The organism is Ilumatobacter sp., assembly GCF_046290335.1.
GTDB lineage: Bacteria > Actinomycetota > Acidimicrobiia > Acidimicrobiales > Ilumatobacteraceae > Ilumatobacter_A.
The window spans coordinates 1,885,019-1,909,730 of sequence record NZ_JBKAGH010000001.1; the positions used below are offsets into that span (position 1 = coordinate 1,885,019).

General features: G+C 67.0%; 27 protein-coding genes. 10 read left to right on the forward strand and 17 right to left on the reverse strand.

What is annotated here, in order from left to right:
* Positions 1-22: 22 nt before the first annotated feature.
* Together ACE37B_RS08435 and ACE37B_RS08440 are read left to right on the forward strand one after the other, a co-directional pair.
* On the forward strand, positions 23-922 hold the full coding sequence (locus ACE37B_RS08435) for a 50S ribosomal protein L11 methyltransferase (protein ID WP_409922832.1): 900 nt from the start codon (positions 23-25) through the stop codon (positions 920-922).
* 95 nt (positions 923-1,017) lie between these two features.
* Positions 1,018-2,019 (forward strand): DUF6183 family protein, encoded by a 1,002-nt coding sequence (locus ACE37B_RS08440; RefSeq protein WP_409922833.1) that lies wholly within the window; start codon positions 1,018-1,020, stop codon positions 2,017-2,019.
* A 129-nt stretch (positions 2,020-2,148) separates the two neighbouring features.
* Here ACE37B_RS08440 and ACE37B_RS08445 read toward each other — a convergent pair whose 3' ends face one another.
* Both ACE37B_RS08445 and ACE37B_RS08450 read right to left on the reverse strand, forming a co-directional pair.
* A complete protein-coding gene (locus tag ACE37B_RS08445; RefSeq protein ID WP_409922834.1) occupies positions 2,149-3,117 on the reverse strand; it encodes an electron transfer flavoprotein subunit alpha/FixB family protein in 969 nt (322 codons plus the stop codon).
* A gap of 15 nt (positions 3,118-3,132) precedes the next feature.
* Positions 3,133-3,882, reverse strand: coding sequence for an electron transfer flavoprotein subunit beta/FixA family protein (locus ACE37B_RS08450; RefSeq protein ID WP_409922835.1), 750 nt, complete (start codon positions 3,880-3,882; stop codon positions 3,133-3,135).
* Between the two features lie 255 nt (positions 3,883-4,137).
* On the opposite strand from ACE37B_RS08450, the gene ACE37B_RS08455 reads away from it, so the two are divergent.
* A complete protein-coding gene (locus tag ACE37B_RS08455; RefSeq protein WP_409922910.1) occupies positions 4,138-5,139 on the forward strand; it encodes a diacylglycerol/lipid kinase family protein in 1,002 nt (333 codons plus the stop codon).
* A gap of 95 nt (positions 5,140-5,234) precedes the next feature.
* Here the strand turns inward: ACE37B_RS08455 and ACE37B_RS08460 are convergent, their stop codons facing one another.
* Positions 5,235-5,948 (reverse strand): glycerophosphodiester phosphodiesterase, encoded by a 714-nt coding sequence (locus ACE37B_RS08460; RefSeq protein WP_409922836.1) that lies wholly within the window; start codon positions 5,946-5,948, stop codon positions 5,235-5,237.
* Between the two features lie 289 nt (positions 5,949-6,237).
* Between ACE37B_RS08460 and ACE37B_RS08465 the strand changes: the two genes are divergently transcribed.
* The gene (locus tag ACE37B_RS08465) at positions 6,238-6,546 is read left to right on the forward strand and encodes a WhiB family transcriptional regulator (RefSeq protein ID WP_409922837.1); all 309 of its coding nucleotides are present in this window, start codon (positions 6,238-6,240) and stop codon (positions 6,544-6,546) included.
* Between the two features lie 111 nt (positions 6,547-6,657).
* Here ACE37B_RS08465 and ACE37B_RS08470 read toward each other — a convergent pair whose 3' ends face one another.
* Genes ACE37B_RS08470 through ACE37B_RS08485 form a run of 4 tightly spaced genes read right to left on the reverse strand, consistent with a single transcriptional unit; the run spans position 6,658 to position 10,658 of the window.
* Complete coding sequence (locus tag ACE37B_RS08470) at positions 6,658-8,172, reverse strand: sensor histidine kinase (RefSeq protein ID WP_409922838.1); 1,515 nt, start codon at positions 8,170-8,172, stop codon at positions 6,658-6,660.
* Positions 8,169-9,401 carry an ArsA family ATPase gene (locus ACE37B_RS08475; protein WP_409922839.1) on the reverse strand — a complete coding sequence of 411 codons (1,233 nt, stop codon included), beginning with the start codon at positions 9,399-9,401 and terminating at the stop codon, positions 8,169-8,171. Before ACE37B_RS08475 ends, ACE37B_RS08470 begins: the two co-directional genes overlap by 4 nt.
* Positions 9,398-10,390: an ArsA family ATPase gene (locus ACE37B_RS08480; protein WP_409922840.1), complete on the reverse strand. Its 993-nt coding sequence runs from the start codon at positions 10,388-10,390 to the stop codon at positions 9,398-9,400. The genes ACE37B_RS08475 and ACE37B_RS08480 overlap by 4 nt, the downstream gene beginning before the upstream one ends.
* 34 nt (positions 10,391-10,424) lie before the next feature.
* Positions 10,425-10,658: a DUF3107 domain-containing protein gene (locus ACE37B_RS08485; protein WP_409922841.1), complete on the reverse strand. Its 234-nt coding sequence runs from the start codon at positions 10,656-10,658 to the stop codon at positions 10,425-10,427.
* 194 nt (positions 10,659-10,852) lie between these two features.
* On the opposite strand from ACE37B_RS08485, the gene ACE37B_RS08490 reads away from it, so the two are divergent.
* The 3 genes from ACE37B_RS08490 to ACE37B_RS08500 all read left to right on the forward strand — a co-directional run bounded on the left by ACE37B_RS08490 (position 10,853) and on the right by ACE37B_RS08500 (position 13,200).
* Positions 10,853-11,497, forward strand: coding sequence for a DJ-1/PfpI family protein (locus ACE37B_RS08490; RefSeq protein WP_409922842.1), 645 nt, complete (start codon positions 10,853-10,855; stop codon positions 11,495-11,497).
* Positions 11,498-11,611: 114 nt separating this feature from the next.
* Positions 11,612-12,763 (forward strand): Mrp/NBP35 family ATP-binding protein, encoded by a 1,152-nt coding sequence (locus ACE37B_RS08495; RefSeq protein WP_409922843.1) that lies wholly within the window; start codon positions 11,612-11,614, stop codon positions 12,761-12,763.
* Positions 12,764-12,861: 98 nt separating this feature from the next.
* Positions 12,862-13,200, forward strand: coding sequence for a metallopeptidase family protein (locus ACE37B_RS08500; RefSeq protein WP_409922844.1), 339 nt, complete (start codon positions 12,862-12,864; stop codon positions 13,198-13,200).
* Between the two features lie 57 nt (positions 13,201-13,257).
* Here the strand turns inward: ACE37B_RS08500 and ACE37B_RS08505 are convergent, their stop codons facing one another.
* Positions 13,258-13,989 carry a nuclease-related domain-containing protein gene (locus ACE37B_RS08505; RefSeq protein WP_409922845.1) on the reverse strand — a complete coding sequence of 244 codons (732 nt, stop codon included), beginning with the start codon at positions 13,987-13,989 and terminating at the stop codon, positions 13,258-13,260.
* A 110-nt stretch (positions 13,990-14,099) separates the two neighbouring features.
* Here ACE37B_RS08505 and ACE37B_RS08510 point away from each other — a divergent pair, with 110 nt between their 5' ends.
* From ACE37B_RS08510 to ACE37B_RS08520, 3 genes are read left to right on the forward strand one after another with little or no spacing between them, the layout of a single operon-like run.
* Positions 14,100-15,983, forward strand: a complete 1,884-nt coding sequence (locus tag ACE37B_RS08510) for a DNA polymerase (protein WP_409922846.1) — start codon at positions 14,100-14,102, stop codon at positions 15,981-15,983.
* A 35-nt stretch (positions 15,984-16,018) separates the two neighbouring features.
* Positions 16,019-16,828 carry a DUF4328 domain-containing protein gene (locus ACE37B_RS08515; protein WP_409922847.1) on the forward strand — a complete coding sequence of 270 codons (810 nt, stop codon included), beginning with the start codon at positions 16,019-16,021 and terminating at the stop codon, positions 16,826-16,828.
* Between the two features lie 4 nt (positions 16,829-16,832).
* On the forward strand, positions 16,833-17,303 hold the full coding sequence (locus tag ACE37B_RS08520; RefSeq protein ID WP_409922848.1) for a SixA phosphatase family protein: 471 nt from the start codon (positions 16,833-16,835) through the stop codon (positions 17,301-17,303).
* Positions 17,304-17,353: 50 nt separating this feature from the next.
* Here ACE37B_RS08520 and ACE37B_RS08525 read toward each other — a convergent pair whose 3' ends face one another.
* The 9 genes from ACE37B_RS08525 to ccmA all read right to left on the reverse strand — a co-directional run bounded on the left by ACE37B_RS08525 (position 17,354) and on the right by ccmA (position 24,530).
* On the reverse strand, positions 17,354-18,130 hold the full coding sequence (locus ACE37B_RS08525; protein WP_409922849.1) for a hypothetical protein: 777 nt from the start codon (positions 18,128-18,130) through the stop codon (positions 17,354-17,356).
* Entirely contained in the window at positions 18,127-18,618 is a 492-nt protein-coding gene (locus ACE37B_RS08530; RefSeq protein ID WP_409922850.1) for a cytochrome c-type biogenesis protein CcmH, read from the reverse strand. The genes ACE37B_RS08525 and ACE37B_RS08530 overlap by 4 nt, the downstream gene beginning before the upstream one ends.
* A 50-nt stretch (positions 18,619-18,668) precedes the next feature.
* On the reverse strand, positions 18,669-19,292 hold the full coding sequence (locus tag ACE37B_RS08535) for a TlpA family protein disulfide reductase (RefSeq protein ID WP_409922851.1): 624 nt from the start codon (positions 19,290-19,292) through the stop codon (positions 18,669-18,671).
* 58 nt (positions 19,293-19,350) lie between these two features.
* Positions 19,351-21,453: a heme lyase CcmF/NrfE family subunit gene (locus ACE37B_RS08540; protein ID WP_409922852.1), complete on the reverse strand. Its 2,103-nt coding sequence runs from the start codon at positions 21,451-21,453 to the stop codon at positions 19,351-19,353.
* A 181-nt stretch (positions 21,454-21,634) separates the two neighbouring features.
* Complete coding sequence (locus ACE37B_RS08545; RefSeq protein WP_409922853.1) at positions 21,635-22,138, reverse strand: cytochrome c maturation protein CcmE; 504 nt, start codon at positions 22,136-22,138, stop codon at positions 21,635-21,637.
* A 20-nt stretch (positions 22,139-22,158) separates the two neighbouring features.
* Positions 22,159-22,305 (reverse strand): hypothetical protein, encoded by a 147-nt coding sequence (locus tag ACE37B_RS08550; protein WP_409922854.1) that lies wholly within the window; start codon positions 22,303-22,305, stop codon positions 22,159-22,161.
* Positions 22,305-23,123 carry a cytochrome c biogenesis protein CcsA gene (gene ccsA / locus ACE37B_RS08555; protein ID WP_409922855.1) on the reverse strand — a complete coding sequence of 273 codons (819 nt, stop codon included), beginning with the start codon at positions 23,121-23,123 and terminating at the stop codon, positions 22,305-22,307. Before ccsA ends, ACE37B_RS08550 begins: the two co-directional genes overlap by 1 nt.
* 64 nt (positions 23,124-23,187) lie before the next feature.
* Positions 23,188-23,874, reverse strand: coding sequence for a heme exporter protein CcmB (locus ACE37B_RS08560; RefSeq protein ID WP_409922856.1), 687 nt, complete (start codon positions 23,872-23,874; stop codon positions 23,188-23,190).
* Positions 23,871-24,530, reverse strand: coding sequence for a heme ABC exporter ATP-binding protein CcmA (gene ccmA / locus ACE37B_RS08565; protein WP_409922857.1), 660 nt, complete (start codon positions 24,528-24,530; stop codon positions 23,871-23,873). Before ccmA ends, ACE37B_RS08560 begins: the two co-directional genes overlap by 4 nt.
* Between the last annotated feature and the right edge of the window lie 182 nt (positions 24,531-24,712).

Consider the following 24,712-nt stretch of genomic DNA (forward strand, 5'->3'; position numbering starts at 1 on the left):
CGAACGCGACCCGAGGTCAGTCGTGCCCGACGACGGGCTCGACTTCACGGACGTCGGCGGCGACACCGAACGGATGATCCGGGTGACCGTGTCGTCACCCGTTGCCGAACTCGTGAGCGACCGCTTCTGGCAACTCGGCGTGCGCGCGGTCAGCGAGATCGACCTCGACGACGGGCGCGTCGAGGTGTCGTCCTCGGTCGGCAACGATTCCGACTCGATCACTCGCGCCGTCGCGACGTTCGACCCGACCTGGAGTTGGCGCGTCGATGAGGTCTCCACCGAGCTCGGCGACGACTGGAAGGCCTTTGCTGCGCCTGTCTGGTACGCCGACGATCTCGTGGTCGTTCCGGCGTGGCGAGCCGACGAGTTGCCGGCGAGCAGCGCAATGTCCACAGCGAAGCGCGAGCCCTCCATCGTGACCGTGATCGAGCCGGGAAGTGCGTTCGGACTCGGCGACCATCCCACCACTCGCTCCACGCTGGCGATGCTCGCGAACCTCATCAGAACGGGCGATCATCGTTTCGACGCCGTGCTCGATGTCGGGTGCGGAACCGGCGCGGTCGCCATCTTGGCCGCGCAGCTCGGATCGCCGTTGGTCCGGGCGGTCGACGTGGCCGTCGCCGCGGTCGATGCCACCCGACACAACGCACAGCTGAACGGCGTCGAGACCGTGGTCGACGTCGACGACACCGCGATCGCCGATCTCGACGGCCGCTACGACATCGTCGTCGCCAACATCTTGGGGCCGGTGCTGATCGCGCTGGCGCCCGACCTCGTGCGACTGGTCGCCGACGACGGCTCGCTGATCATCAGCGGGATCCTCGCCGAGCGACACCAGCACGTCCTCGAGGCCCTCACACCGCTGCGCGTCGCCGATCGTCTGATCGCCGACGGATGGATCACGATCCGACTCACCCGCTGATCGATGCGAAATGCATTGCGATGCAGTGCATTTCGTTGCGGAGCGCCCCGACACCCGAGCGTCGCGTGCGACGTCGAAGGTGGCACACTCGGTCGATGAACGACGATCGCGCTGGCGACGATGCTCTCGACGCGCTGATCCATCGCGCCGACCTCGACGGGCTCGTACGGATGATCGACGATCGGTGCGACGCAGCCGATTGGGCGGGACTGCTTCGTGTCCGTGATCGTTCGCGTTCGGCGATCGACACCGGCCGTCAACTCTGGCCGGCCGCCACGCTCGCCGAGTATCGGCTGGCGCTGCTCGGAACCGCCGAATACGTGGCGACCGTGCTCGACGAGACCGACGGCCTGTCGGGCCGTTTCACGATCGGTCCGCTCACCGAAGTCGCCGCCCAGCATCACACGTGGGGCGATCTCGGGTCGCTGCTCGATCGTGGACCCCGCGCCGCGTTCGTCGCGCACGAACGTGCGATTCGCGGCGAGCCGGTCGACGCCGACGACCTTCCCGACGTGCTCGACCTGCCGCTCGCTGTGCAGCCGTGGGAGCCGACCTACGAAGTCGCCGAGTACGGCCTCGACGGCGCGGAGTTCCCGATGCCGGATCTCCCCGACGAGTGGGAGGCGCTCGAGGTCTCGGTCGGTGCGGAAGAACTCGATGACGATGTCGAACTCGCGTTGCGTCAACTCGTCGAACCCTGGACCGCGTCGTCGAACGGCCGAACGGAGTCGGTCTGCGTGGTCGGAGACATCTCCCACGCGCTCGCCGCGCTGGGGTTGCGTCGCGTGCGAGTCTGCGAGATCGAACCCTCCGACGCACTCGCGTGGATGGCGTGGGCGGGCGCATCAGGCGGGGCGCACGGTCGACGGCGGGGAGCGGCAGGTGGCCGCTTCGGCGCATGGTGGCTGCTCGGCGCACTCGGCGACTACCTCGACGAGTGGCCACCACCGGCCGACGAGCTCGGCGCATTCGCCGACAGCCTGAACTGGTACCGCTGGAACGCGTATGAGCCGGAGGTGGGCTGGTCGATGCAGCTCGCCGTCGAAGACGCCGACAGCGAAGTCGCGTGGGCCCTCACCGCGCAGGACGCGTCCTGACACGACAGCGCTGGGAAAAACGACGAGACCGGATCTGCCTGGGCAGATCCGGTCTCTCGATTCGTGAAGTCAACGCCTGGGGTCTGACCCCAGGTGTTGAACGCCTGGGGTCTGACCCCAGGTGTTGGGTCAGCTGCGGGCGGCCAGTGCCTCCATCAGCTGCGGGAGGACCTTGTGGACGTCACCGACGATGCCGAGGTCGGCAACACCGAAGATCGGTGCTTCCTTGTCCTTGTTGATCGCGATGATGTTCTTCGAGCCCTTCATGCCCACCATGTGCTGTGTCGCACCAGAGATTCCGGCGGCGACGTACACGGTCGGCTTGACGACCTTGCCCGTCTGGCCGACCTGGTAGCTGTACGGCACCCAGCCGGCGTCGACGATCGCACGCGACGCACCCGGAGCGCCTTTGAGCTGCTTGGCGAGCTGTTCGATCATCTCGAACTTGTCCGACTCCCCGAGGCCACGACCACCGGCGACGACGACCGCTGCCTCGTCGAGCTTGGGACCAGAGGTCTCCTCGACGTGAACGGCCGTGACGGAGGCACCACCGGTCGCACCGAGATCAGGAACCGGAGCGCTGACGACCTCGCCGGCACCACCGGCTCCACCCGCGAGCTCGAAGCTCTTCGGGCGGAACGCCGCGAGGAACGGGCCCTCACCCGTGAACGTCGACGTGACGATCTTGGCGCCACCGAAGATCGGCGTCTGCACGCTCACCGAGTCGCCGTCGACCATGACATCGGTCGAGTTGGTGAGCACCGTCCGGTCGAGCTTCACCGAGAGACGCGCCATCACGTCGCGGCCTTCGTAGTTCTGCGGGAACATGATGAGCTGCGGTGCGTCGCCGCCGTCGATGACGGCCTTCATCGCAGCCGAAACCGCTGCGCCCGGCAGGGCACCAGCAAGGTCACCGGTCTCGTAGATCTTCGCCGCGCCGTGATCGGCGAAGGCCGCAGCAGCGTCGCCGGCGACGCCTGCGACGAAGGCGGTGACGTCGCCGCCGAGCGCGGACGCCTTGCTCAGCAGTTCGAGCGTGCCGGTCGAGGCCGCCCCGTCGGTGGTCTGTGCGAACACCCAGATGTTGTCGATTGCCATGTCAGTCTCCGATCCTCAGATGACCTTCAGATTGTCGAGGAACTCGACGATCTTGTTGAACGTTTCGCCGTCGTCTTCGATGATCTCGCCGGCTTCGCGAGCCGGGGCGTCTTCGACGTTGGTGATGGACTGAGCCCAGCTGGCCGATTCGATGCCGAGGTCGGCGGCGGTGACCGTGTCGACCGGCTTCGACTTGGCCGCCATGATGCCCTTGAAGCTCGGGTAGCGAGGCTCGACGACGCCAGCGGTGACCGACACCACGGCGGGAAGCGAGCACGTGACTTCGTCGTAGCCGGCTTCGGTCTGACGATCGACCTTGACGGTGGTGCCATCGACGGCGATCGTCTTGGCGAAGGTCACCGAGGGAAGCCCGAGGACTTCGGCGATCTGCTCCGGCACGGTCCCGGTGTAGCCGTCGGACGACTCGGTTCCGGCGATGACCAGGTCGTAGTCGCCGGCTCGGCCGACTGCGCCGGCGAGCACCTTCGCAGTCGTCAGGGCATCAGCGCCGGAAAGCGAAGGATCAGAGACGAGCACGGCCTTCTCGGCACCCATGGCGAGCGCGGTGCGCAGGCCCGACGTTTCGTCATTGGGGGCCATCGAGACCAGGGTCACGGAGCCGTCGCCCGCAGCACCGACGAGCTGCAGCGCCATTTCGACGCCATAGCTGTCGGACTCATCGAGGATGAGCTTGCCGTCGCGCTTCAGCGTGTTGGTCGAGGGATCCAGCTCACCCGGGAGCGCCGGGTCAGGGATCTGTTTCACACACACGATCACGTTCATAAGGCTCACAAGTTACCGCTCGGTCAACCTGGTCCCCCAATTCGAGCGCCTGTGACGTCCGGAACGCCAGGGTCGCCGATCGGATCGTCAGGCGTGGAACGGATCGTCAGGCGTGGAACGGATCGTCCGCACCATCCGCATCATGCGACCCAGGGCGATCGCGCTCCCGTGTTCCGCACGGCGGCCTGTCACGTCGAAGCTCGGCCCTCACGGTACGGTTGCCGCGCTGTGAGGATCATGCTCATCGTCAACTCGTTCGCGTCGTCGGTGACCGCGCGCAACACGGTGGTGGTGCATCGTCGACTCAGCGAAGGCGACACGATCGGGCGCCCCCGACCCGGAGACGAGTCGACATCGCTCGCCGATCCCGACGTGCCCCGACGACGGAGTCGGCGCCAGCACGACGTCGAGATCGTCGAGACGAACCGTCGCGGCCACGCGACACGCTTCGCACACGATGCGGCACGACGCGGGTTCGACGTCGTCATCGGTTACGGCGGCGACGGAACGCTCAACGAAGTCGCCACGGGCATCGCCGGAAGCGACACCGCCCTCGGCGTGCTGCCGGGCGGGTCGACCAACGTCTTCGCCCGAACGCTCGGGATGCCCAACGATCCCGTGCTCGCCGTCGAGCACCTCGTTGCCGGCATCGAAGCCAACGACATCCGCCCCATCGGCCTCGGACAGGTCAACGGCAGGTACTTCTGTTTCCACACCGGCGTCGGATACGACGCCGCGGTCGTCCAGGCCGTCGAGCGGCGAGGGGCGCTCAAGCGATGGCTCGGTCATCCGTTGTTCATCTCGGCCGGACTCTCGACGTGGTTGACGGGCTACGACCGCAAACAGCCGCACTTCACCATCAGCGGCGGCGATCAACCGGACGAGCCGAACGGATTCTTCACGATCGTGCTCAACACGAACCCGTACACGTATCTGGGGAACCGGCCTCTCGACCTGTCGCCGGAGGCGGGGCTCGATCGAGACGGTCTCGTCGCGATCACCTTCACCACCATGCGAGCCAGTGCGATCCTGCGCTCGCTCGCCGGCGCCCTGCGCGGTGGCGGGGTGGCCGCAGCTGAGCATCTCGACATTCGAACCGAGCTCTCCGAGCTGGTGATTCACCATCCCGATCCGTTCCCCTATCAACTCGACGGCGACGCCCTCGGCGAAACCCCGCGACTCGAGTTCCAGCACGTGCCCGACGCGGTGAAGCTCGTGTTCCCGACGACGCCGAACTGATCTGCGGTCACCGGCCTCCAGTCAGCCACGATCTGCCGTGCGGGCCGGTGCGGGCCGGTGCGGGCCGGTGCCGCCACGGAAAACCTACGAGGCCATCAGTGTGCGGGACGCAGCGCCCACCGGGGCGACGCAGCGTCTCCTGCGACTCGACCCAATGCCGTCCGCGCCACGTCGGGCACGTCGGTGCACACACCGTCGACGCCCATCGCGGCCAGCTCGACCAGTCGCTGCGGATCGTTGCAGGTCCAGGCGTTGACGGCGAGACCGGCATCGTGGGCCGCAGCAACGGAGGCGGCGGTCAGCTCGACGACGGACGGGTGGATCGCGCGATGGCCACCCTGCAGCGCCCGCCGAATCGCCCGTTCATCGAGCGCCTCGCAGAGCAACGCTGTCGCGATGCTCGGCTCGATCAGCCGGCAGTGGTCGACCGTCTTGGCAGAGAACGAGGAGATCACGAAACGATCCGGCGACGCATCGAAGCGACGCATCGCGTCGATGACCGGCGCTGCGACCGCCATGGTGGGATCGAAACCACCGTCATCGACACTGTTCTTGATCTCGACGTTGATCAACATCCGGTCGCCGCAGGCCTCGAGCACCTCCGCGAAGCCAGGCAGCGCGTCGAGCATCGACTGCTCCCGAGGCAGCGGATCGTGGAAGGCCACGAGTCGATTTCGACCGTCACGCGAAGCGGCCAGACGAACGTCGAGTTCGACCCCATCGGCACCCATCCGATCAGCAGCACGAAAGGCCGCTGGCGTGTTCTCGGGTTCTGCAACTGACGCGCCGCGATGGCCGAGGACGAGCACGACCGAGAGTATTGCCGAACCGACATGAGCGATGCGAGATGCCCTCCGGACCTCACCACGCTCCCCCGATGTGCCGGACAGATGTGCCGGACAGATGTGCCGGACAGATGTGCCGGACAGACGTCACAGAAAGAGCCTCTTGTGCAGCTCGGAGCCCTCGCCTAGTTTCTCGCAGGGCCGAGCGGCCGCCACGGCGCTCGAACCATCGCATCCAGAGTGGGCGAGCTGCCGAATCGACGCATGTCGACGGTTCAGCGGGGCGCCCTGCAACAGAGGGGAACCCCGAAACGTGACGATCCTTGCGTCCAGCCTTGCTCTTGGAGCCGCCGACTACGACTGGCGCAAGGATGCGCTGTGTCGTGATACCGACCCGGCCCTCTTCTTCCCCGTCGGCACGACCGGGAACGCGCTGGTGCAGATCGATCATGCGAAGGCGACCTGTGCGGAGTGCACCGTGGCGAGCGACTGCCTCGACTTCGCGCTCGGCACCAACCAGGACTCGGGAATCTGGGGTGGCCTCACCGAAGAAGAGCGCCGCGTCATCCGCCGCAAGCGCGTCGCTGCCGCTCGTGCGGCACGCCAAGCCGCCAGCGCCTGAACACCGGCCGACGCGCAACGCGTCGCGGCTGCGTCCACGGTACGAGCCGTCACGGCCTGGCTCGAACGGGCTGACCGGCGCTCGGTCGATCGTCGATCAGTCGATCGTCGATCAGTCGTCCAGGGTGGCCACGCGGAGTTCGACGACGGTCCCTCGTGCCGGGCCGACACCGTCGAGTGACACGGCCTCGAGGTCGGCAGCGGCGGCTGGACGCATCTGGATCGTGCCGTTCAGCTCGGTCGTGACCAGCGTTCGAACGATCGACAAGCCGAGTCCCGTCGCCTGATCGAGATCGAAACCCGGCTCCACGCCGCGTCCGTTGTCGACGACGCGCAACTCGAGGTGCTCACCGTCGTGGCCGAGCACCACGGCAACGTCGCCTCCGCCACTGCCTTCCGGGAACCCGTGATCGACCGCGTTCTGCAAGAGTTCGGTGAGCACGACCGACAGTGGCGTCGCCGTGTGCGCCGGGATGCGGCCGCCAGACCCCCGAACGGAGAACCGCACCGGACGGTCAGGAGACTGCAGACCTTCCTCCGCCAGACGCAACAACGGGCGCACGATCTCGATGAAGGCGATGTCATCGCCCGCCTCGCGAGACAGCGACTCGTGCACGAGGGCGATGGTGCGAATTCGACGAACCGATTCTCCGACCGCCTGCTTGGCCTCGTCACTTTCGAGGCGACGTGCCTGCAAACGCAGCAGCGACGAGATCGTCTGCAGGTTGTTCTTCACCCGATGATGGATCTCACGGATCGTCGCGTCTTTCGACAACAGCAGCCGATCGCGCTTGCGTAACTCCGTGACGTCACGCAGCAGCATCAGGCCACCGGTCACGGACGCCTCCCCAGGCGAGCCCGTCAACAGCGGCACACAGCGGGCAAGCAGCGCAACGTCGGCGCCCTGCTCGAACTCCTCGATCACCGGCTCACATCGCTCGAACGCCTGGCGCGCCGGGCCGTCGTGGAATCCGAGCTCGGCGAGTCGCATCCCCACCGGGTTCGCGTGGATACCGACTCGATGCAGCGCCGTCGTCGCGTTGGGTGACACATAGGTCACGGTGGCGTCGGCATCGAGCATCATCACGCCGTCGCCCACACGCGGCGCTGCACTCGAGTCGGCCACGCGACCCGCGAACGGGAACGTGCCACTCTCGATCATCGTCACGAACTTCTCGAAGATCAGCGAGTAGTGGTGCTCCAGCTCGCCCGGCACACGGCCCGCACGAACGATCCATTCCTTCGACAGCACGGCGATGACACGGCCGTTCCGACGGACCGGGATCGCGACGATGCGCGCCACCGCGGACGGGTCCGCGACGAGTCCGTCGGCGGACTCGATCTCGCCCTCGACCCGCAGCCCCGTGTCGAACGCAGCGTTGACCTGCTCGACGCCCCCCGTCGCCCACATGCCGACATGGTCGGTGACATACATCGTCTGGTTCGTCGCCGGCCGAACCTGGTCGACCACCATCCAGCGACCCGACTGCGCTCGGATGTGCAAGAAGAGGTCGGCGAAGCACAGATCGGCGAGAAACGCCCACTCGGCGGACAGGCGATTCAAGTGATCGATGTCGTCACGGTCGAGCAGCGAGTGTTGGCGGGTGAGGTCAGCGAGCGACGTCATCGTGGTGATTCTGCCCCATGTGAGCCGTTTCGCAAGTCATCCGCCAAGATCCCCAGACCGCGGAGATCGTGAATGTCGCCCGAGAGCCATGGGACCGAGACGACCAGCGGCGACAGTTCGGCCAGTTCGGCCAGACGATCGGCTTCTCGGGTCGCCACCATCGCGACGTCGTCGAAGCGCTCGGCGAGCCGGTGCAGGATCCGATCCACCTCGGCGACATCGACGTCGTCCGACGACGGCTCCGCCGAGGCGTCATCGAGCGCTCGCAGCGCCGTCAACACACGCTCGGCGATCGTGAGATCGCCAGCGCCCGTACCGGTCCCCAGCGTCGCGGCCGCCGCCGACGCCGCCGGCGACGCGAGCGCCGATGGCAGCACGCGATTGGCGACGATCGCGCCGAGTGGCATCTGGCGCTCGTCGAGCGCTCGGGCCAGATACCGGGCCTCGTGGGTGGGTGCCGCCTCCAGCGTCGACACGATCACGAACGCCGTACGCGGATCGGTGAGGAGTGACTCGACCTCGCGAGCTCGACGGACGAAGCCCTCCTCCATTGCTTGGAAGAGGACGAAGAAATCCGCGATGTCCTGCAAGAAGCGCGAGCCCAACACGCTGTCGGCGACCTTGTAGAACGGCTTCGACGCCACGGTGAACAACCGCGAGCGGTACGGCACCGTCAGCCAGCGCAACAGACGGCTTCCGAAGAACTCTGCCATCCTGCTGGGCGCGTCGAGAATCGTCAGCGCGTTGCGCGACGGCGGCGTGTCGACGATGACGAGGTCGTACTCGCCGGTTGCGTGCAGATCGTGGAGTTGCTCCATCGCGAGGTAGTCGTGGCTGCGCACGAATCGACTCGTGATGTTGCGGTACAAGGGGTTGGCGAGCACGGCGTCACGAGTCTGCTCGTCGGGCGCATGGCGATGGATGAGTTCGTCCCAGCCAGCTTTCGTGTCGAGCATGGCGATGAAGAGCTTGCCCCGCGCGTCGATCCCGGCACGCTCGAGGGCGTTGCGCGGGATTCGCACCGGCGTGTTGCCGACGGCCTCGAGGCCGAGCGCGTTGGCGAGGCGACGCGCCGGATCGACCGTGAGCACCAGCACGTTGCCGGTTTGGCGCCGAACTGCCGCAACGCCCATCGCCGCTGCGATCGTGGTCTTGCCGACGCCACCCGAGCCGGCGACCAGCACCATCTCACGGCTCGCGAGCAGCGCGTCGAGGTCGCGGCGGGTCATGCGTCGAACTCGTCCTGGAGGCAGTCGGCGACGCGCGACACGACGCGTCGACCGTGTGATCGGCCGAAGAGCTCCGGCACCGTGATGATGGGCAACGCTGCACCGTCCGCCCGCAGCGCAAGGCGATCGATGGCCTCCCGGAGCCGGTCGAGGTGCTCGGCGCCGAGCGCACGGCGAGCCTCGATGATCATGCCCGCCTCGACGACCGACGCGGCGCCCGGGCCGATACAGCGTTCCAACACGTCGACGACGTCGCCGAGTCGGCGCGCGATCGGCTGCTCCCGACGGGTGAACAACGCTGGGAGCACGCGGTTCGCGACGACCGCGGCAGGGTGCGTTCCCGTTTCGCCGGTCAGTCGCTCCAGCAAGTCGATCGATTCGGTGACCGGCATCTCCTCGGGCGTGGTGACGACGGTGACGCCAGTGCGAGTCGGATCTTCGAGGATGTCGAGCATCCACTGGGTCTGATCGCGTACGAGCCCGACGTGGACGAGATCGGCGATCACCTTCGGCGCCCCGATCTGGCTCACCACATGACCGGAGGCTTCGGCGTCGACCACCACGAGGTCGTAGTGACGCTCGCGCACCTCGTAGCACAGCTTGCCGACGGCGAGGATCTCCTTCACCCCGGGGGCAGCGTCGGCGACGAAGTCGAGCGTCGAGGCCAGCGGCCCGATGCGACCGAGCAGTGGAATCTTGACGAACAGGCGGATGTACTCGCGCAAGGAGTCCTCGGTGCTCATCGTCATCGCGAAGAGGCCAGGATCGACCTCGGTCGGATCGAATCGGAGTTCGCCGACTTCGAACGCGGTCGCCAGCGCGCCTTTGGCATCCATCTCGCACACCAGCACGCGGCGGCCGCTGCGAGCGGCGACCTCGGCGAGCGCTGCGGCGATCGTGGTCTTGCCGACGCCGCCTTTGCCGGTGACCCAGAGGAAGTCGAGATCGAGCAGTGACGTCATCGTCGTGTCGGGTCGTGGGTCCGACACCGGTGGAGCGCCGCGGTCCGGGCGCTCACCGGGCTCAGCCGCCGAACCCGATCTTGCGTTCGCCGTCGGGGGAACCGAGCTCGACGTAGGCGATCTTGGCGGAGGGCACGAAGGTCTGGTTGCCCCGCTTGTCGGTGATCGCCAACACGTCGGTCGCTCCGGCCAGCGCGGCTTCGATTCGCGTCTTCAGCTCGTCACGATCTGCGCCGACGGCGAGTTCGATGCCGATCTCACGAGGGGCCTGGGTCACTCCGATGCGTACGTCCACGCTCTCGACGCTATCGCCGACGTGTCGCCAGGCGTTGTGGCAGGAATCGTGAGGTCCGTGTCATTGACGCCCGTCGATCGCGCGTCGATGATGATCGTCAGCATCTGCCGCTCGACCCGAGACGCACCGGCAGCACGTCGCCTCCGCACTCCGTGCGCAATCCCACACCCGCAACCCGCAGAAAGCAGATCCGCATGAGCCTCCAGGTCGTCATCGCGCTCTTTCCTCAGTTCACGGCGCTCGACGGGATCGGCCCGTACGAGGTCTTGCAGCGCATCCCCGACATCGATGTCACGTTCATCGCCGCCGAACGAGGCATCGTTCGCTCCGAAAACGGCATGCTCGGCATCGAAGCCGACGGCACCTTCGCCGACTTCCCGACGCCCGACCTCGTCGTCTTCCCCGGCGGCCACGGCACGCGGGCGCTGATGACCGACGAGGCCACACTCGACTGGGTCAGGGCCGTACATCCGACCACGACGTTCACGACGTCGGTGTGTACCGGCTCGTTGGTCCTCGCCGCCGCAGGCCTCCTCGACGGTCTGACGGCGACCACCCACTGGAGCGCCCGGGACGTGCTCACCCAGCACGGTGCGACACCGGTGCCGGAACGAGTGGTCGAGCACCTCGATCGGCGGATCATCACGGCAGCAGGCGTCTCGTCAGGTATCGACATGGCACTGCGTCTCGTCGAGTTGCTGGTCGATCGGACCGCCGCAGAGGCCGCTCAGTTGATGATCGAGTACGACCCGCAGCCGCCGTTCGACATGGGCGCACTCGAAAAAGCCGACGACGTGACCATCACCCGCGTCATCGAGTACGCGCAACACCGCAACTGACCGGCCCGCCAGGCGTAACGGTTTGTGTCTGACACGAACCGTTACGCCTCCGGTGTCAGGAATTTACACCGGATTGGCGGTGTAAATGCCGATGGTCGTCGCCACACTGGATTCATGGCTTCCACCGTCACCGAAGAGCAGGTCATCGAGGCGTTGCGCCCGGTCGAGGACCCCGAACTCCATCGTTCGATCGTCGACCTCAACATGTTGCGCGCCGTGCAGATCCGCGACAACGGTGTCGTCGGCGTACTGATCGCACTGACCGTTCCCGGCTGCCCGCTCAAGGGCGAGATCACGCGGCGCGTGTCGGAGGCGGCGACCGAACTCGACGGCGTGGAGTCGATCGACCTCGAATTCACGGTCATGACCGACGAGGAACGCGAGACGCTTCGTCGCCAGTTGCACGGCGACGCCGGCTCGTCCGCTGGGTCGAACCAGGCTCACGGTCACGCCGAAGGTCGCGAGATCCCGTTCGCCAAGAACTCCTCCAAGACCCGCCCGCTGCTCATCTCGTCCGGCAAGGGTGGTGTCGGCAAGTCGTCGGTCACCACGAACCTCGCCGTTGCCCTCGCAGCACAGGGGTATTCGGTCGGCGTCGTCGATGCCGACATCTACGGCTACTCGATTCCCAGGATGCTCGGCACCGATCGGGATCCCGTGGTGATCGACGAGATGCTGATCCCCCCGGCGATGTGGGGCGTTCGGTGCATCTCGATCGGCTACTTCGTGCCACAGGGCCAGGCGGTCATCTGGCGCGGCCCGATGCTGCACAAGGCGCTCGAGCAGTTCCTCACCGACGTGTTCTGGGACGAGCCCGACTTCTTGCTGGTCGACATGCCGCCCGGCACCGGCGACATCGCGCTGTCGCTCGCCCAGTACCTCCCGCGCGGTGAGGTCTTCGTCGTCACCACGCCGCAGCCGGCGGCTCAGAAGGTCGCTGCGATGTCGGCGGCGATGGCCGAGAAGGTCAACCTCCCGGTCCGCGGCATCATCGAGAACATGTCGTGGTTCACCGGTGACGACGGCAAGCGCTACGAGATCTTCGGCTCCGGCGGCGGCCAGGAACTCGCCGACGAACTCGGCGTGCCGCTGCTCGGCAAGCTGCCGCTGGTGTCTGCGCTGCGCGAGGGCGGCGACGACGGCAAACCGGTCACGGCCGTCGCTCCCGAGTCGGAGCTGGCGCAGTCGTTCCACGAGATCGCCCGCCAGATCGCCGTCGACATGAAGCCCAAGAAGGTCTACTCCGACGCACTGAAGGTGATCTGACGACAGCGTGGGCCTGACCCACCCTGTCGCACGAACATCCGCACGGCTGGCGAGCGACTGGCCGCACGAGTAGCCGCGCGAGCGGCAAGGATGACCGGATGGACGTCGTTCCGAAGTACAAGTTCGATCGCATGGTCGCCGACGCGCTCGATGCGTTACCCGAAGAACTTCACCACGTCCTCGACAACGTCGTCGTGCAGATCCACGATCGCCATCCGGCGGAGCCGACCCTTCTGGGACTGTACGACGGAGTCCCACACACCGCACGGACCGGCCAGGAAGGCCCTGACATCGTGTCGATCTATCGGCTCGCGCTCTGCGAGATGTGCGACGACCTCGACGACTTGCGCGAGGAGGTCTACATCACCGTGATCCACGAGGTCGCCCACGCTGCTGGCATCGACGACGACCGGCTGCACGAACTCGGCTGGGGTTAGCAACACCCGGCCGCGCGGCGTCGTGAGCTTCGCTCGGCCTCGGCGACCTCGCCCGGCTCAGGTGCGACGGCGCTCGCTCGCCGGCACCGTCACGAGCGCACGACGAAGCCGCGCGGCGACCGCCCGAGCGTCACGCTGCAAGATCGGACCGGGCACCGCCACCCGGTCGACGAGCGCGCTCCCCCACGTCATCCGGACGCCATCGACATCGAGTTCACGAGCCACTCGCCCCCATCTGGCGTTGGTGAAACACACCGTCGGGTGAACTTCCACCCAGTCCAGGCCGAGACGGTAGAGCACGCGCTCGAGGTCGTTCGACAGCCGCGTCGCTCGCCGGATCGGATCGAGGTGGACCTGGCCATCGAGGGTCGGCTGACGTCGACCGTCGACCCGGACGCGTCCGAGGCGTCCGAGATGGTGATCGGCCACGATGACCCAGATGCCGTTCGGGGCGACGACCAGGTGATCGATGACCGAGGAGCCGGGTTCGTCGTCGAGCGGGTCGGGCGTACTGTCCTCCGTGCGCACCCGACATGCATGAAGCACCGCGCCGATCGGTGCGAGTTCGCGATCCAAACGAAGGCCGAGTCGACGCTCGCGGAAGCCGTGGCGTCCCCAGCGCAGCGCCGAGGCGCGGGCTTCGACACGTCGGCGTTCCGCACGCCGTCGATCCGACATGGACGCTCCGACATCGCCGGGCCGACTCGCCCACGACGCTGCCGCGGTGCCATCGGGAGGATCCCAACCGGGCATCCCCGAGGGGCGCGGCGGCGGAAGCGGTTCGAACACCACGCATGATGTATCGGCACGAATCCACCATCACTCAATCGCGGGCAATCGTGACGGCTCAACGGTCATGCAGCGCCATCAGACCGCCGGCTCGCTGCGAGACTGCTGCCGTGACAGCAAGCGACTGGAGCGACTGGCGCGAATGGCGCGACGGCCAGACCGCGACGGTCGCCGTCGTGGTCGCCGACGACGGATCGGGGGCTTTGGCACTCCACGACGACAGCGCCGACCGCCAGTTCGGCGTGTGGCTCGACGCCACCGAATTCGCCACGGCCGTCGACGAACTCGAGGCACGGATCGGACCGCGCTGGGTCTGGTGGTCGAAAACGACGGCGTCGTCGCTGCTCGCCATCGGTGTCCGGCCGCGCCGGTGTTGGGATCTCGGCGCCGTGCATCGCCTGCTCACAGGGGGCTGGCGTGCCGATCCGGCACGAGTCTGGGCACACCTCCATCAGCTCGACCCCGCGACGATTCCGAGCGTGCAACCACTCGACCTGTTCCATCAGGTCGACGACAGCGGCGACGAGACCGATCCGATTCGCCGCGACGGCCACCTTCGACCCGAGTGGGTCGACGGCGCCTGGAACGAGTCTCCCGAACGCCGCGAACGATGGGCGGCCTTGGCGATGGAGGCGTTCCGCCTGCAGGCGGCAACGGCCGACGATCCCGACACGCGAACCGAGCTCCGACACCTCGGTCGGCAACGGCGCGGCCACCGGCGGGCGACGGCGTTCTGCGAATCGGCAGCCGAGATGCTGTGCGCCGAACTCGAGCACGATGGCCTCCCGTTCGATCGTGCGGTCGCCGAGGAACTCGTGGCCGGGATCGTGGGACCGAGGCCTCGCACGCAAGCCGAGGACGACGCGCTACTGGCCCGCCGAGACCGGGCTGTCCTGCAACACCTCCCGGCCGGCGTGACCGCCGACCTGCGTCGCGCCGATCAGATCAAGTCGCTCCTGCGGCGAGTCGGCATCGAGGTCCCCGACACCCGGGCATGGCGACTCGAACGGCTGCGCGGGACGCATCCACTCATCGAACCACTGCTCGACTGGCGACGAGCCGAACGCATCCGCACGACGTTCGGCTACCGCTGGATCGACGACCACGTCGGCCACGATGGCCGGCTACGCGGCTCGTGGTCGGGCGCCGATGGGGCCGCGGGCCGCATGACCGCCACCGCAGGACTGCACAACATGCCGGCCGAGCTGCGGCCGGCGATCGTTGCCGAGGCGGGGCACGTGTTCGTCCGCGCCGACCTCGGCCAGATCGAACCTCGTGTGCTCGCAGCCGTATCCGGCGACCCGGCGCTTGCCGCCGCGACGGCCGCCGACGACATGTACGCACCGGTGGCCGAACGTCTACACGTGGATCGCGAGATCGCCAAGGTCGCGGTGCTCGGCGCGATGTACGGCCAGACCACCGGCAAAGGCGCCGAGGCGCTCCGCGGATTGGAACGCGAGTATCCGGTCGCGATGGGCTATCTCCGCGCCGCCGACGAGGCCGCACAGGGCGGTCACGATCTGTCGACCTACGGCGGCCGGCGACTGCGAATGTCAGGGTCGTCGCACGCTGCCTCGAACCCCGACCCTGCCTCGAACCCCGACGCTGCCTCGAACCCCGACGCTGCCTCGAACCCCGACGCTGCCTCGAACGCCGCCCGCGACCTTCGCTCGCGAGTCGCCGCACGAGGGAGGTTCGGGCGAAACGCCGTCGTGCAGGGCGCGGCTGCCGAGTTCTTCAAGACCTGGGCGGTGCTCGTCCGGGCCCGCGGTGCGGCATCGGGTGCGAGGATCGTGCTGTGTCTCCATGACGAACTGCTCGTGCACGTCGTGGACTCCCACGGCGACAACATCGCCTCGCTGCTCGACGAGTGCCTTCAGGAAGCTGCCCACCGGTGGGCGCCACCCGCCGAGCGCCCCGTCAGATTCGTCGCAGATGTCAGCGTGATCACGCGGTGGTCCGACGCGAAAACCACCCTCGCGGCCCCGTCGTGACGCGCCGGAGCGCGAGCGCGGCTAGCGTTGATCAGGTGACCGACGTGCCACCGCCGAACGTTCCCGGCTCCACGCCACCACCTCCGCCGCCGGGCGCCACCCCCATTCCACCGCCGCCACCGGCGAACCTCACCCCTCCCCCCGGCTACACGGCGTACAACACGGCGCCGACACCAGCGCAACCGCTGTCGCGGGTGAAAGGTTTGTCCACCGCCATCGTCGTGTTGACCGCACTCGCTGGCCTCGGCGCGATCGTCACGGCGCTGACCACACCGAGCGCCACCGACAGCGCCAACGATTTCCTCGCCGGCCGAATCAGCGAAGATCAGTTCCTCGACGACTACGCGGCCTTCGGGTTGATGCAAGGCGTCCAGGGAATCGCCACGCTCGCGACCGCCGTGCTCACGATGATCTGGCTGTACCGGGTCGCTTCGAACCTCCGCAAGCTCGGACGAGCCACGACGTGGGCGCCCATCTGGGCGGTCTTCGGTTGGATCCTTCCGCCGGTACTCATCATCATCCCGTTCCTGATGGTCCGAGAGGTGTGGAAGGCGAGCACCACCGACGCCCAAGGGGCAAGCTGGAAGCAGGCGCCGGAGAACCCGATGATCTGGGCGTGGTTCGTCGTCTACGGTCTCGTCCCGACCGTGATCAGCGCCATCTCGCTCAACGCGACCTTCGGCGCAGGCTTCAGCCAAGACACCGACAGCCTGGCCGACACGCTGAACGACTTCGGCAGCATCCAGATCATCGGTTCGGTCTTCACCGTCATCGCTGCGATCACATGGATCATCGTCGTACGCCAGTTGACCGGTCGGCACACGAAGTTCACGCACGAGAGCTGAGGCAGTGGGTTCGGCCGACACCATCTATCTGGTTCGACACGCCAAGGCAGGCGAGCGTCGCACCTGGGAACTCGACGACCACGACCGCCCCCTGAGCAAGGCGGGCACACGCCAGGCGAAGGCGATCGCCAAACGATTGGCCGAGAAACGAGCGACCAGCCTCTACTCAAGCTCGTACGTGCGGTGCGTCCAAACGCTCGAGCCACTCGGGTTGCTGATCGGGAGACCGGTCGAGATCGACAAGCGCCTCGTCGAGGACGAACCGTTCGAGCCGGTTCTCGACCTCATCGAAGAGGTCGAGGACGGGGCCGTCCTGTGCAGCCACGGTGACATCATTCCGGCCACGATCGTGGCCCTGCAGCGTCGGGGCATGGACGTCCGCACCGCCGCCGATTGGCGCAAGGGCACCATCTGGGTGCTGCGCCGCAAGCGCGGGCGGGTCACGCAGGGCAAGGTCTGGCCACCGCCCACCTGACACCGTGAGCCGAGCATCCTGACGCCAGTGGCGGCTCGAGAGTCGCCGGCTCAGGACTCGTCGGCGGCCGCGCGGATCTCGTCCGCGAACGCTTCGATCAACGTGACCATGCTGCGCGGTGGGTCGTTCTGCTCGCACTGCTCGAGGAACGGCAGAGCTCGCACCGGATCGTTGCGGAAGTTGGCTTCGATGATGGCCACGAAACACGCGGGATCGGCGTAGTTCTCGTCCATCTCGAGCGCGCGGTCGAGAGCGAGCAACGCCAACTCCAGTTGCGCGCCGGTCTCGTCCGGGTTCGGGTTGGCTCGCGTGCCCAGCGCCAGCGTCCAGCCGTAGTACGCCAGCGCTTCAGGATTGTCGACACCGCGTTCCTGTTCTGCCTGCACCACCCGGAAGAACAACTCGTTCGCGGCGGGCAGGTTTCCCTCGTTGAGGGCCGCTCGAGCGCTCACGAGCACCGCGCGCACGTCGTCGCCAGGGGTGAACCCGGTGATCTCCTGTCCGGTACCACGCTCGCCCCACGCCTGGGCGAGGATCATGCCGACTCCCGCGCCACCGAGCAGCACCGTGAGTACGACCGCCGCGACGACACCGCGGCGTCGAGGTCGTTTCGGCGCCAACTTGCGGCGACCCTCTTCGATCTGGCGCAGCACGGCAGCGGCTCGAACGGTGTAGCCGTCCTTGAGCGTCTGGTAATCGTCGGCGTCGACGTCACCGGCCTCGAACTCTCGCTCGAGATCCTTCAGCGAACGCAGGAGGAATCGACGCTCTTCTTCGAGTTCGGCGAGCTGATCGAGATGCCGACCGGATCGAATCGTCGACGTCACGACTCGTCCGAGCCTGCGCCATCCGCACCTACGTCGCTCGACGCGGCTTCGGCAGCATCGTCGGCGATCAGTGCGGCCGCCACCAGACGTCGATCGTCGTCGGTCGCATCTGGTGTCGCTTCGGCTTCGAGCTTCCACCTCCGGAACGCGAACCCGAGCGCCACGGTGCCGATGATGAACCCCATCACCGGAAGCACCCAGACGAGCGCGTCGAACCCGGTCGCTTTCGGGACGAGCAGGATCTCGCTGTTGCGAGCTTCGAACACGGCGAGGATCTCGTCGTCGGACAACTCGTTCTCGCGGACCAGATCGGCGACCTCGTTGCGGATCGCACGCGACGAGTTGTTCTGCGATTCGAAGACGCTTTCGCCGTCACACACCGGACACGCGAGTCGCTGCGTCACTTCGTCGACCCGGTCCTCGGGCGTCTGCGGACCGCTGGCACGCGTGCCGCCCACGGCGAGAAAACCCGCGATGACGAGCACCATCAGCGCCCACCCTGGCCACCGCTTCGCCTGACGATTCAGCTGGGAAACACTCATCGATTCGCGAACGCCTCTCGGTACTGCTGCAGCGTGATGCTCAAGAACTCCGCGGTCACCTTCGACACGAACCGCTCCCGAACGATGCCATCCGGATCGATGATCCAGGTCTCCGGCACGGCTGCGACACCGAACGCCACCGAGAACTCGTCGGCCTCGGAATAGATGATCGGCCAGTCGCCTCCACGCTCGGCGAAGAACCGCTCGACGCGCTCAGGCGTGTCGCCGTTGACCACCGAGTAGAACTCGGCGCCGTCACTGCCGAGTTGTCGCTGCTGCTCGACGAACTCGATCAAGTCGGGGTGCTCCTGGATGCACGGCACGCAGTCGGACCGGAAGAAGTTGAGCACGACGAAACTCCCCTTGCGGCGGGAGAGATCGAAGAAGCGCCCGTCGTCGAGCGTGCCGGTCGCCTCCGGTGCGGGACGGCCGATCAGCGGCGACTCGGCGACCGTGCCGTCATCGGGCTCGGCACCGATGAGCAACACGATCAGACCGATCATGACGACCGCGACACCGAGCGCGATGAACGGAGCGAGTCGCGACGACCGCGCCGGACCCGACTCGGCGCCGTCGACGTCGTCGCCGGTACCCGCGGTGTCGGAGACGTCGAGGCTCATCGCCCCGCCCCGTCGGTCCGCACGTGTGGACAGCCATCCGACAAGCGACGCACCACGCTCATGACCCCACCGGTTGCGCTTCGGGTTCGGGCTCGTCACCGTCGGACGTGACTCGCTCGCGGTCGTCGGGCAGATCGTCGACGCCCACGGCGAGATCGCCGTGCGGATCGCCGTCCCCCGATGGACCGCTGCCGCGTGACGAACCGCCGATCGGTGCCGACACCGGAGAGATCGGATTACGGCGCCGGGAGCCGGGGAACGCACTGAGCAGCGTGCCGATCGCCATGACGAGACCGCCCAACCACAGCCACACGATCATCGGCTTGACGAACACACGGATCGTTGCCGTCGAGTCGCCGGGCTCCGAACCCGGTTCGAGCGTCAGGTAGACGTCTTTGACCAGCCCGGTCCGAACCGACGGCGTGCCGATCGGCTGGCCGATGTTGAGGTAGGTGGTGATCGCCGGGCTGTAGACCTGTTCGCCGTCGAGCAACACGTTGGCCTTGAGCGCTCGTTCGCTTCCTGCAGCGTTGAGTTCCTCGGTGACCGACACCAACTCGAAGGTATGGCCGCCCCAGGCCGTGGCCTCGCCCTGCTCGATTTCGAGATTCGCGGAGTGGGTGAAGCTGTTCGACGCTGCCAGCGCCACCGCGATCATGATCACACCGAGATGCACGACCATCCCGCCGTTGGCGCGACCGACGAGACCGCGCCACCCCTGTCGTCGCGTCGCCAACACGAGTTGGCGCAACGCCGCACCCGCAGCGAACCCGGCCAGCGCGAACGCAACCAGCGGAGCCCAACCATCAGCGCCGACGAACACAGCGAACGCCAGCGCCGCAACGCCGACCCACGCCGGCCAGAACAACCGCGTCCGGAGCAACTCGGTCGATGCCTTGCGCCACGGCAGGACCGGGGCCACGGCCATCAAGAACAGCAACGTCAGACCGATCGGCATCGACAGGCGGTCGAAGTACGGGGCGCCCACCACGGTGCGACGATCTTGCATCGCTTCGACGAGCAGCGGGAAGAGCGTGCCCAACAACACGACGAATGCGAAGACGGTGAACAACACGTTGTTCGCGAGGAACGCTCCCTCGCGAGACAACGGCGAATCGATCGCACCCGGCGAGCGGAGACGATCACCTCGCCACGCGATCAGCGCGAGCGACACCACGACGATCACGGCGAAACCTGCGAGCAGCCACGAACCAACGGGGCCGTCACCGAAGGCATGCACCGAATTGATCACGCCCGATCGGGTGATGAACGTGCCGAGGATGGTCAAGGAGAACGTCGCGATCAGCAGGCTCAGGTTCCAGACGCGCAGCATGCCGCGGCGCTCCTGCACGAGCACCGAGTGGATGTACGCGGTGCCGGTGAGCCAGGGCATCAGCGACGCATTCTCGACCGGGTCCCACGCCCACACACCCGACCAGCCCAGCACCTCGTAGCTCCACCATCCGCCGAGGAGGATGCCGATCGTCAAGAACGCCCACGAGAACAGCGCCCACCGGCGCGTCTCCATCAACCAACCTTCACCCAAGCGACCGGTGATCAATGCGGCGATCGCGAACGCGAACGGCACCGTGAACCCCACGTAGCCGAGGTAGAGGATCGGCGGGTGGAACATCACCAAGATGTGGTTCTGCAGCAACGGGTTCGGGCCGGGCCCACTCGTGACACCGGGCGCTCCGGCGGCGAACGCATCGGCCGGGCCGAAGCTGAGCATGGCGAAGAAGCCCGACACGATGAACATGACGACGAGCGCCCAGCCGACCAGCTCGTCGTTGGTCCGCTTCCGGAACTGCCAGGCAACCGCGGCGGTGAACGCTCCGAGCGTCAGCACCCACAGCAGGATCGAACCCTCGAGCGCCGACCACATTGCCGCGAAGTTGTAGAACGCCGGCGTGTCGGCGGAACCGACCTGCTGCACGTACGCCAGCGAGAAATCGCGATTGATCATCGCGCGCTGCATCATCACGACCGCCACCACGATGCCGCCCAGTGACAGCCAGGCGTACCGCGGCGCCTGGCGGAGCAGTCGGCGATCCTTCTGCCAGATCCCGAACATGATCGACAGCGCGCCGAACACGCACGCCGCCAGCATCACGAGCAAGCCCGCTCGCCCGAGTGCCGCGTTGATCGACGCAGCGATCACGACACGTCACCGCCGACCAACAGCGCCGTCACACACTGACGGGTTCGCATCCGGCCGTCACCGCCGACCAACAGCGCCGTCACACACTGACGGGTTCGCATCCGGCCGTCACCGCCGACCAAGAGCGCCGTCACACACTGACGGGTTCGCATCCGGCCGTCACCGCCGACCAAGAGCGCCGTCACACACTGACGGGTTCGCATCCGGCCTCCTCCGCCTCGGCATAGCCGGCGTCGAGGTTGGCTTCGTTCTCGGCTTCGTACTCTTCGGAGTGTTTCACTTCGACACGATCACCCTGCAGCACGCCCTCACGGATCTCGCCGTGCACGACCACCGGGATGCACTCCTGGAAGATGCCACCGGGGTCGCCGTTGTTGCCGTCGTAGCGAACCTCGATCGTGCGCTCGCCGTACGTCATCGTGAACGTCGTGAACCCCGACGCCTTCACGATCGTGCCCTCGTCGACGGTGCCCTGCAGGCGGATACGCCGATCGGTCTCGCACCCCTCGCGCACGCCGACTTCGTCGACGTTGCAGAAGTAGTCGACTGCGGAATTGAGGAACTGCGTCACGATCACACCGCCGGCCACGACCACCAACGCGAGCACCACCAACGGAGCGGCGTTGCGTTTGCGTTTCCGGCCGATCGCGGTGCCATCGACGTTGGTGCGCGGGGTGAGATCCATCTCCGACATGATGCGTGTCCTCAGGTCCAGTACTTCTCGTCGTCGGGAACGAGTTTCCCGAGTTTTCTTCCCTGTGTGAGCGTTCGCCACGCAAAGAATCCGACCGTGGCGAACGTCAAGGCATAACCGCCGTAGATGAACCCGGCGTCTTCGATCAATGCGAGCATCAGCGTGCGACTCCTTCGGCGCGACGGGCAACGAGTGCGGTGTCGAGTCCGCTCTCTTCGAGTAGGTCTTCCATCGCCATCACCCGCGTGCGGTGTGTGACCAGCCACGTGTACAGACAGGTGAAAGCGACCACGCCGACGAACAGCGTGAACAACATCAGTCCGTCCATCTTGATGTCGCCGTCGGTACTGAGCACCGACGCCTCTTGGTGGAGACTGCGCCAGATCACGACCGACCAGTGCACGAGTGGAATCAGCAGCACGGAGAGCAACCCGATCACCGCCGACCGCTTCGCCCGCTGCTGGTGGGTGCCACCGAGGCGGCGCACGGCGAGATAGCCGACATAGGTCACGAACAGCAACGCCGTCGTGGTCAGCCGGGCATCCCACTGCCAGAAGACGCCCCAGGTCAACCGACCCCACAGCGCACCGACGACCAGTGTGCACGCCACGAAGGCGACGCCGATCTCCGCGCTCGCGCCAGCCAGGCGATCCCAGCCCAGCGACTTCTTCTTCGTGAACAGGTACGCGCCCGACGCAACCGCCGTGACGGTGAACGAGAGGTAGGCGAGCCAGATGGTCGGTACGTGGACGTAGAGCAGCCGGACCGATTCGCCTTGCACCACGTCGGCCGGCGACAAGACGATGCCGAAGAGGACGAGCCACCCCATCATGACGATGGTGGCGAGACCGAGGAGTTGCGTGAAGCGGGTCCCGGTACCTGCGGTCCCGGATCGACCAGACGGCTCCGTCACACCGGTGGCCACGGTGTCCGCGGTGTCCGCGTCGGTCGAGTCGGCTGGGTCGAGTGTGGTCATAGGCCTATCCGGTGTGCTGGCGTGTCGTGTGCTGGCTGGACATCGTGGGTGCTGGCAGTCGTGTTCATTCGTCGATCAGCGGACCGAACGCCAGCGCACCGCCGACACCGAAGGCGACAGCGAAGACCGTCAGCAGGCTGACCCATTGCCAACCGTCTGACACCGCTGCCCCAGCCGTGCCGAGCGCTGATTCCACCGCTCGCGTCGCTCCGATCAGGACAGGCGCAACCGCTGGGAGCGTGAGCAGCGGGAGCAGTGTCTCGCGGCCCGTGAACCCGGCGGCCAAGCCTCCGTACAGGGTACCCACTGCGGCGAGGCCACACGTCGCGGAGAGCATGGTCGTGACCAGAAGCACAAGACCTTCGAACCGGATCGTCTCGCCGTACAAGATGACGGCTGAGAACAGCAGGAGCACCTCGAGCACGAACAGTTGTACGGCCAACCCGATCGCCTTGCCGAGGTAGATCGCCCGCGCGTCGACGCCCGCCACGCGCATGGCATCGAGCGCGCCGTCGGCGGCTTCGATGGCAAAAGTCCGCTGCACGAGGATCAACAGACTGAACATCGTCGCCAACCACACGAGCCCGGGCGACACGACCCGCAACACCTCGGTGTTGGCGTCGAGCGCGAACGCAAAGATCACCATCGTCACCCCGGCGAAAGGCAGCACCTGGTTGGTCACGATTCGGCTCCGACGCTCGATTCGGAGGTCCTTCTTCGCGATCAGGCGGGCGACCTGCCAGACGCTCACCGGGCTCCGCCTTCGCTGACTTGGCCGGCGACGACCTCGACCGTTCGGGTGGCGAGCGATCCGGCTCGCTCGAGTTCGTGGCTCGCGACCAGGATCGTCGCTCCCGCACCCGCCGCTTGGCGCAACGTCTCGTCGAGTTCGTCACGCCCGTCGGCGTCGAGACCGGCATGTGGCTCGTCGAGCAACCACAGACGAGCACGCCGAGCCACCAGCCCGGCGAGCGCAGTCCGCCGCTTCTGGCCGGCCGACAGCTTCCGAACGGCGACGCCGGCGAGCCGACCGGCGACACCGAGGCGTTCCATCGCTGCGGCGACCTCGTCATCCGACGCCCCGACGGTCGCTCCCCAGAAGCGGACGTTCTCCGCCACCGTCAGGTCGCCGTACAGCCCGTTTTGATGGCCGAGCAGTCCGACGTGCGGTCGCACGCTCTCACGATCTGAAGCCAGATCGTGTCCGAGCACCGTCGCCGAACCACGCACGACCGGCAACAGCCCGGCACACAATCGGAGCAGGGTCGTCTTGCCCGCACCGTTGGGGCCGCGCAGCAAGATGATCTCACCTTCTTCGACCTCGAGCGTCGCACCGGCGAGCGCCGGGAACTGTCCCAACACGGCGACCACGTCTTGCAGTGAGACGACGGTCGGACCGGATTGCACCACGCCACGCTATTGCCATCGCGCCCATGGCCCCCCGGCGAGCTCGCCCACGAGCGCAGTCGCGAGCGTCACAGCCCGGCTCCCGACGCCGGCGCGGCGACATCGCGACCGCTCGCCCACAGATGAGTCGAGAACGAAAACACTCCACCAAACACCGTGGCGGGCCGACCGTGGCCCACTAC

What these genes read in the sequence shown, in the direction of transcription:
- ACE37B_RS08455 (WP_409922910.1), top strand. Translation starts at nt 4,138, where the DNA reads ATGCTCATCGTCAACTCGTTCGCGTCGTCGGTGACCGCGCGCAACACG.
- ACE37B_RS08470 (WP_409922838.1), bottom strand. Translation starts at nt 8,172, where the DNA reads ATGACGTCGCTCGCTGACCTCACCCGCCAACACTCGCTGCTCGACCGT.
- ACE37B_RS08490 (WP_409922842.1), top strand. Translation starts at nt 10,853, where the DNA reads ATGAGCCTCCAGGTCGTCATCGCGCTCTTTCCTCAGTTCACGGCGCTC.
- ACE37B_RS08530 (WP_409922850.1), bottom strand. Translation starts at nt 18,618, where the DNA reads ATGGTGCTCGTCATCGCGGGTTTTCTCGCCGTGGGCGGCACGCGTGCC.
- ACE37B_RS08475 (WP_409922839.1), bottom strand. Translation starts at nt 9,401, where the DNA reads ATGACCCGCCGCGACCTCGACGCGCTGCTCGCGAGCCGTGAGATGGTG.
- ACE37B_RS08440 (WP_409922833.1), top strand. Translation starts at nt 1,018, where the DNA reads ATGAACGACGATCGCGCTGGCGACGATGCTCTCGACGCGCTGATCCAT.
- ACE37B_RS08550 (WP_409922854.1), bottom strand. Translation starts at nt 22,305, where the DNA reads ATGCTCGCATTGATCGAAGACGCCGGGTTCATCTACGGCGGTTATGCC.
- ACE37B_RS08500 (WP_409922844.1), top strand. Translation starts at nt 12,862, where the DNA reads ATGGACGTCGTTCCGAAGTACAAGTTCGATCGCATGGTCGCCGACGCG.
- ccsA (WP_409922855.1), bottom strand. Translation starts at nt 23,123, where the DNA reads ATGACCACACTCGACCCAGCCGACTCGACCGACGCGGACACCGCGGAC.
- ACE37B_RS08495 (WP_409922843.1), top strand. Translation starts at nt 11,612, where the DNA reads ATGGCTTCCACCGTCACCGAAGAGCAGGTCATCGAGGCGTTGCGCCCG.
- ACE37B_RS08445 (WP_409922834.1), bottom strand. Translation starts at nt 3,117, where the DNA reads ATGGCAATCGACAACATCTGGGTGTTCGCACAGACCACCGACGGGGCG.
- ACE37B_RS08545 (WP_409922853.1), bottom strand. Translation starts at nt 22,138, where the DNA reads ATGGATCTCACCCCGCGCACCAACGTCGATGGCACCGCGATCGGCCGG.
- ACE37B_RS08535 (WP_409922851.1), bottom strand. Translation starts at nt 19,292, where the DNA reads ATGAGCCTCGACGTCTCCGACACCGCGGGTACCGGCGACGACGTCGAC.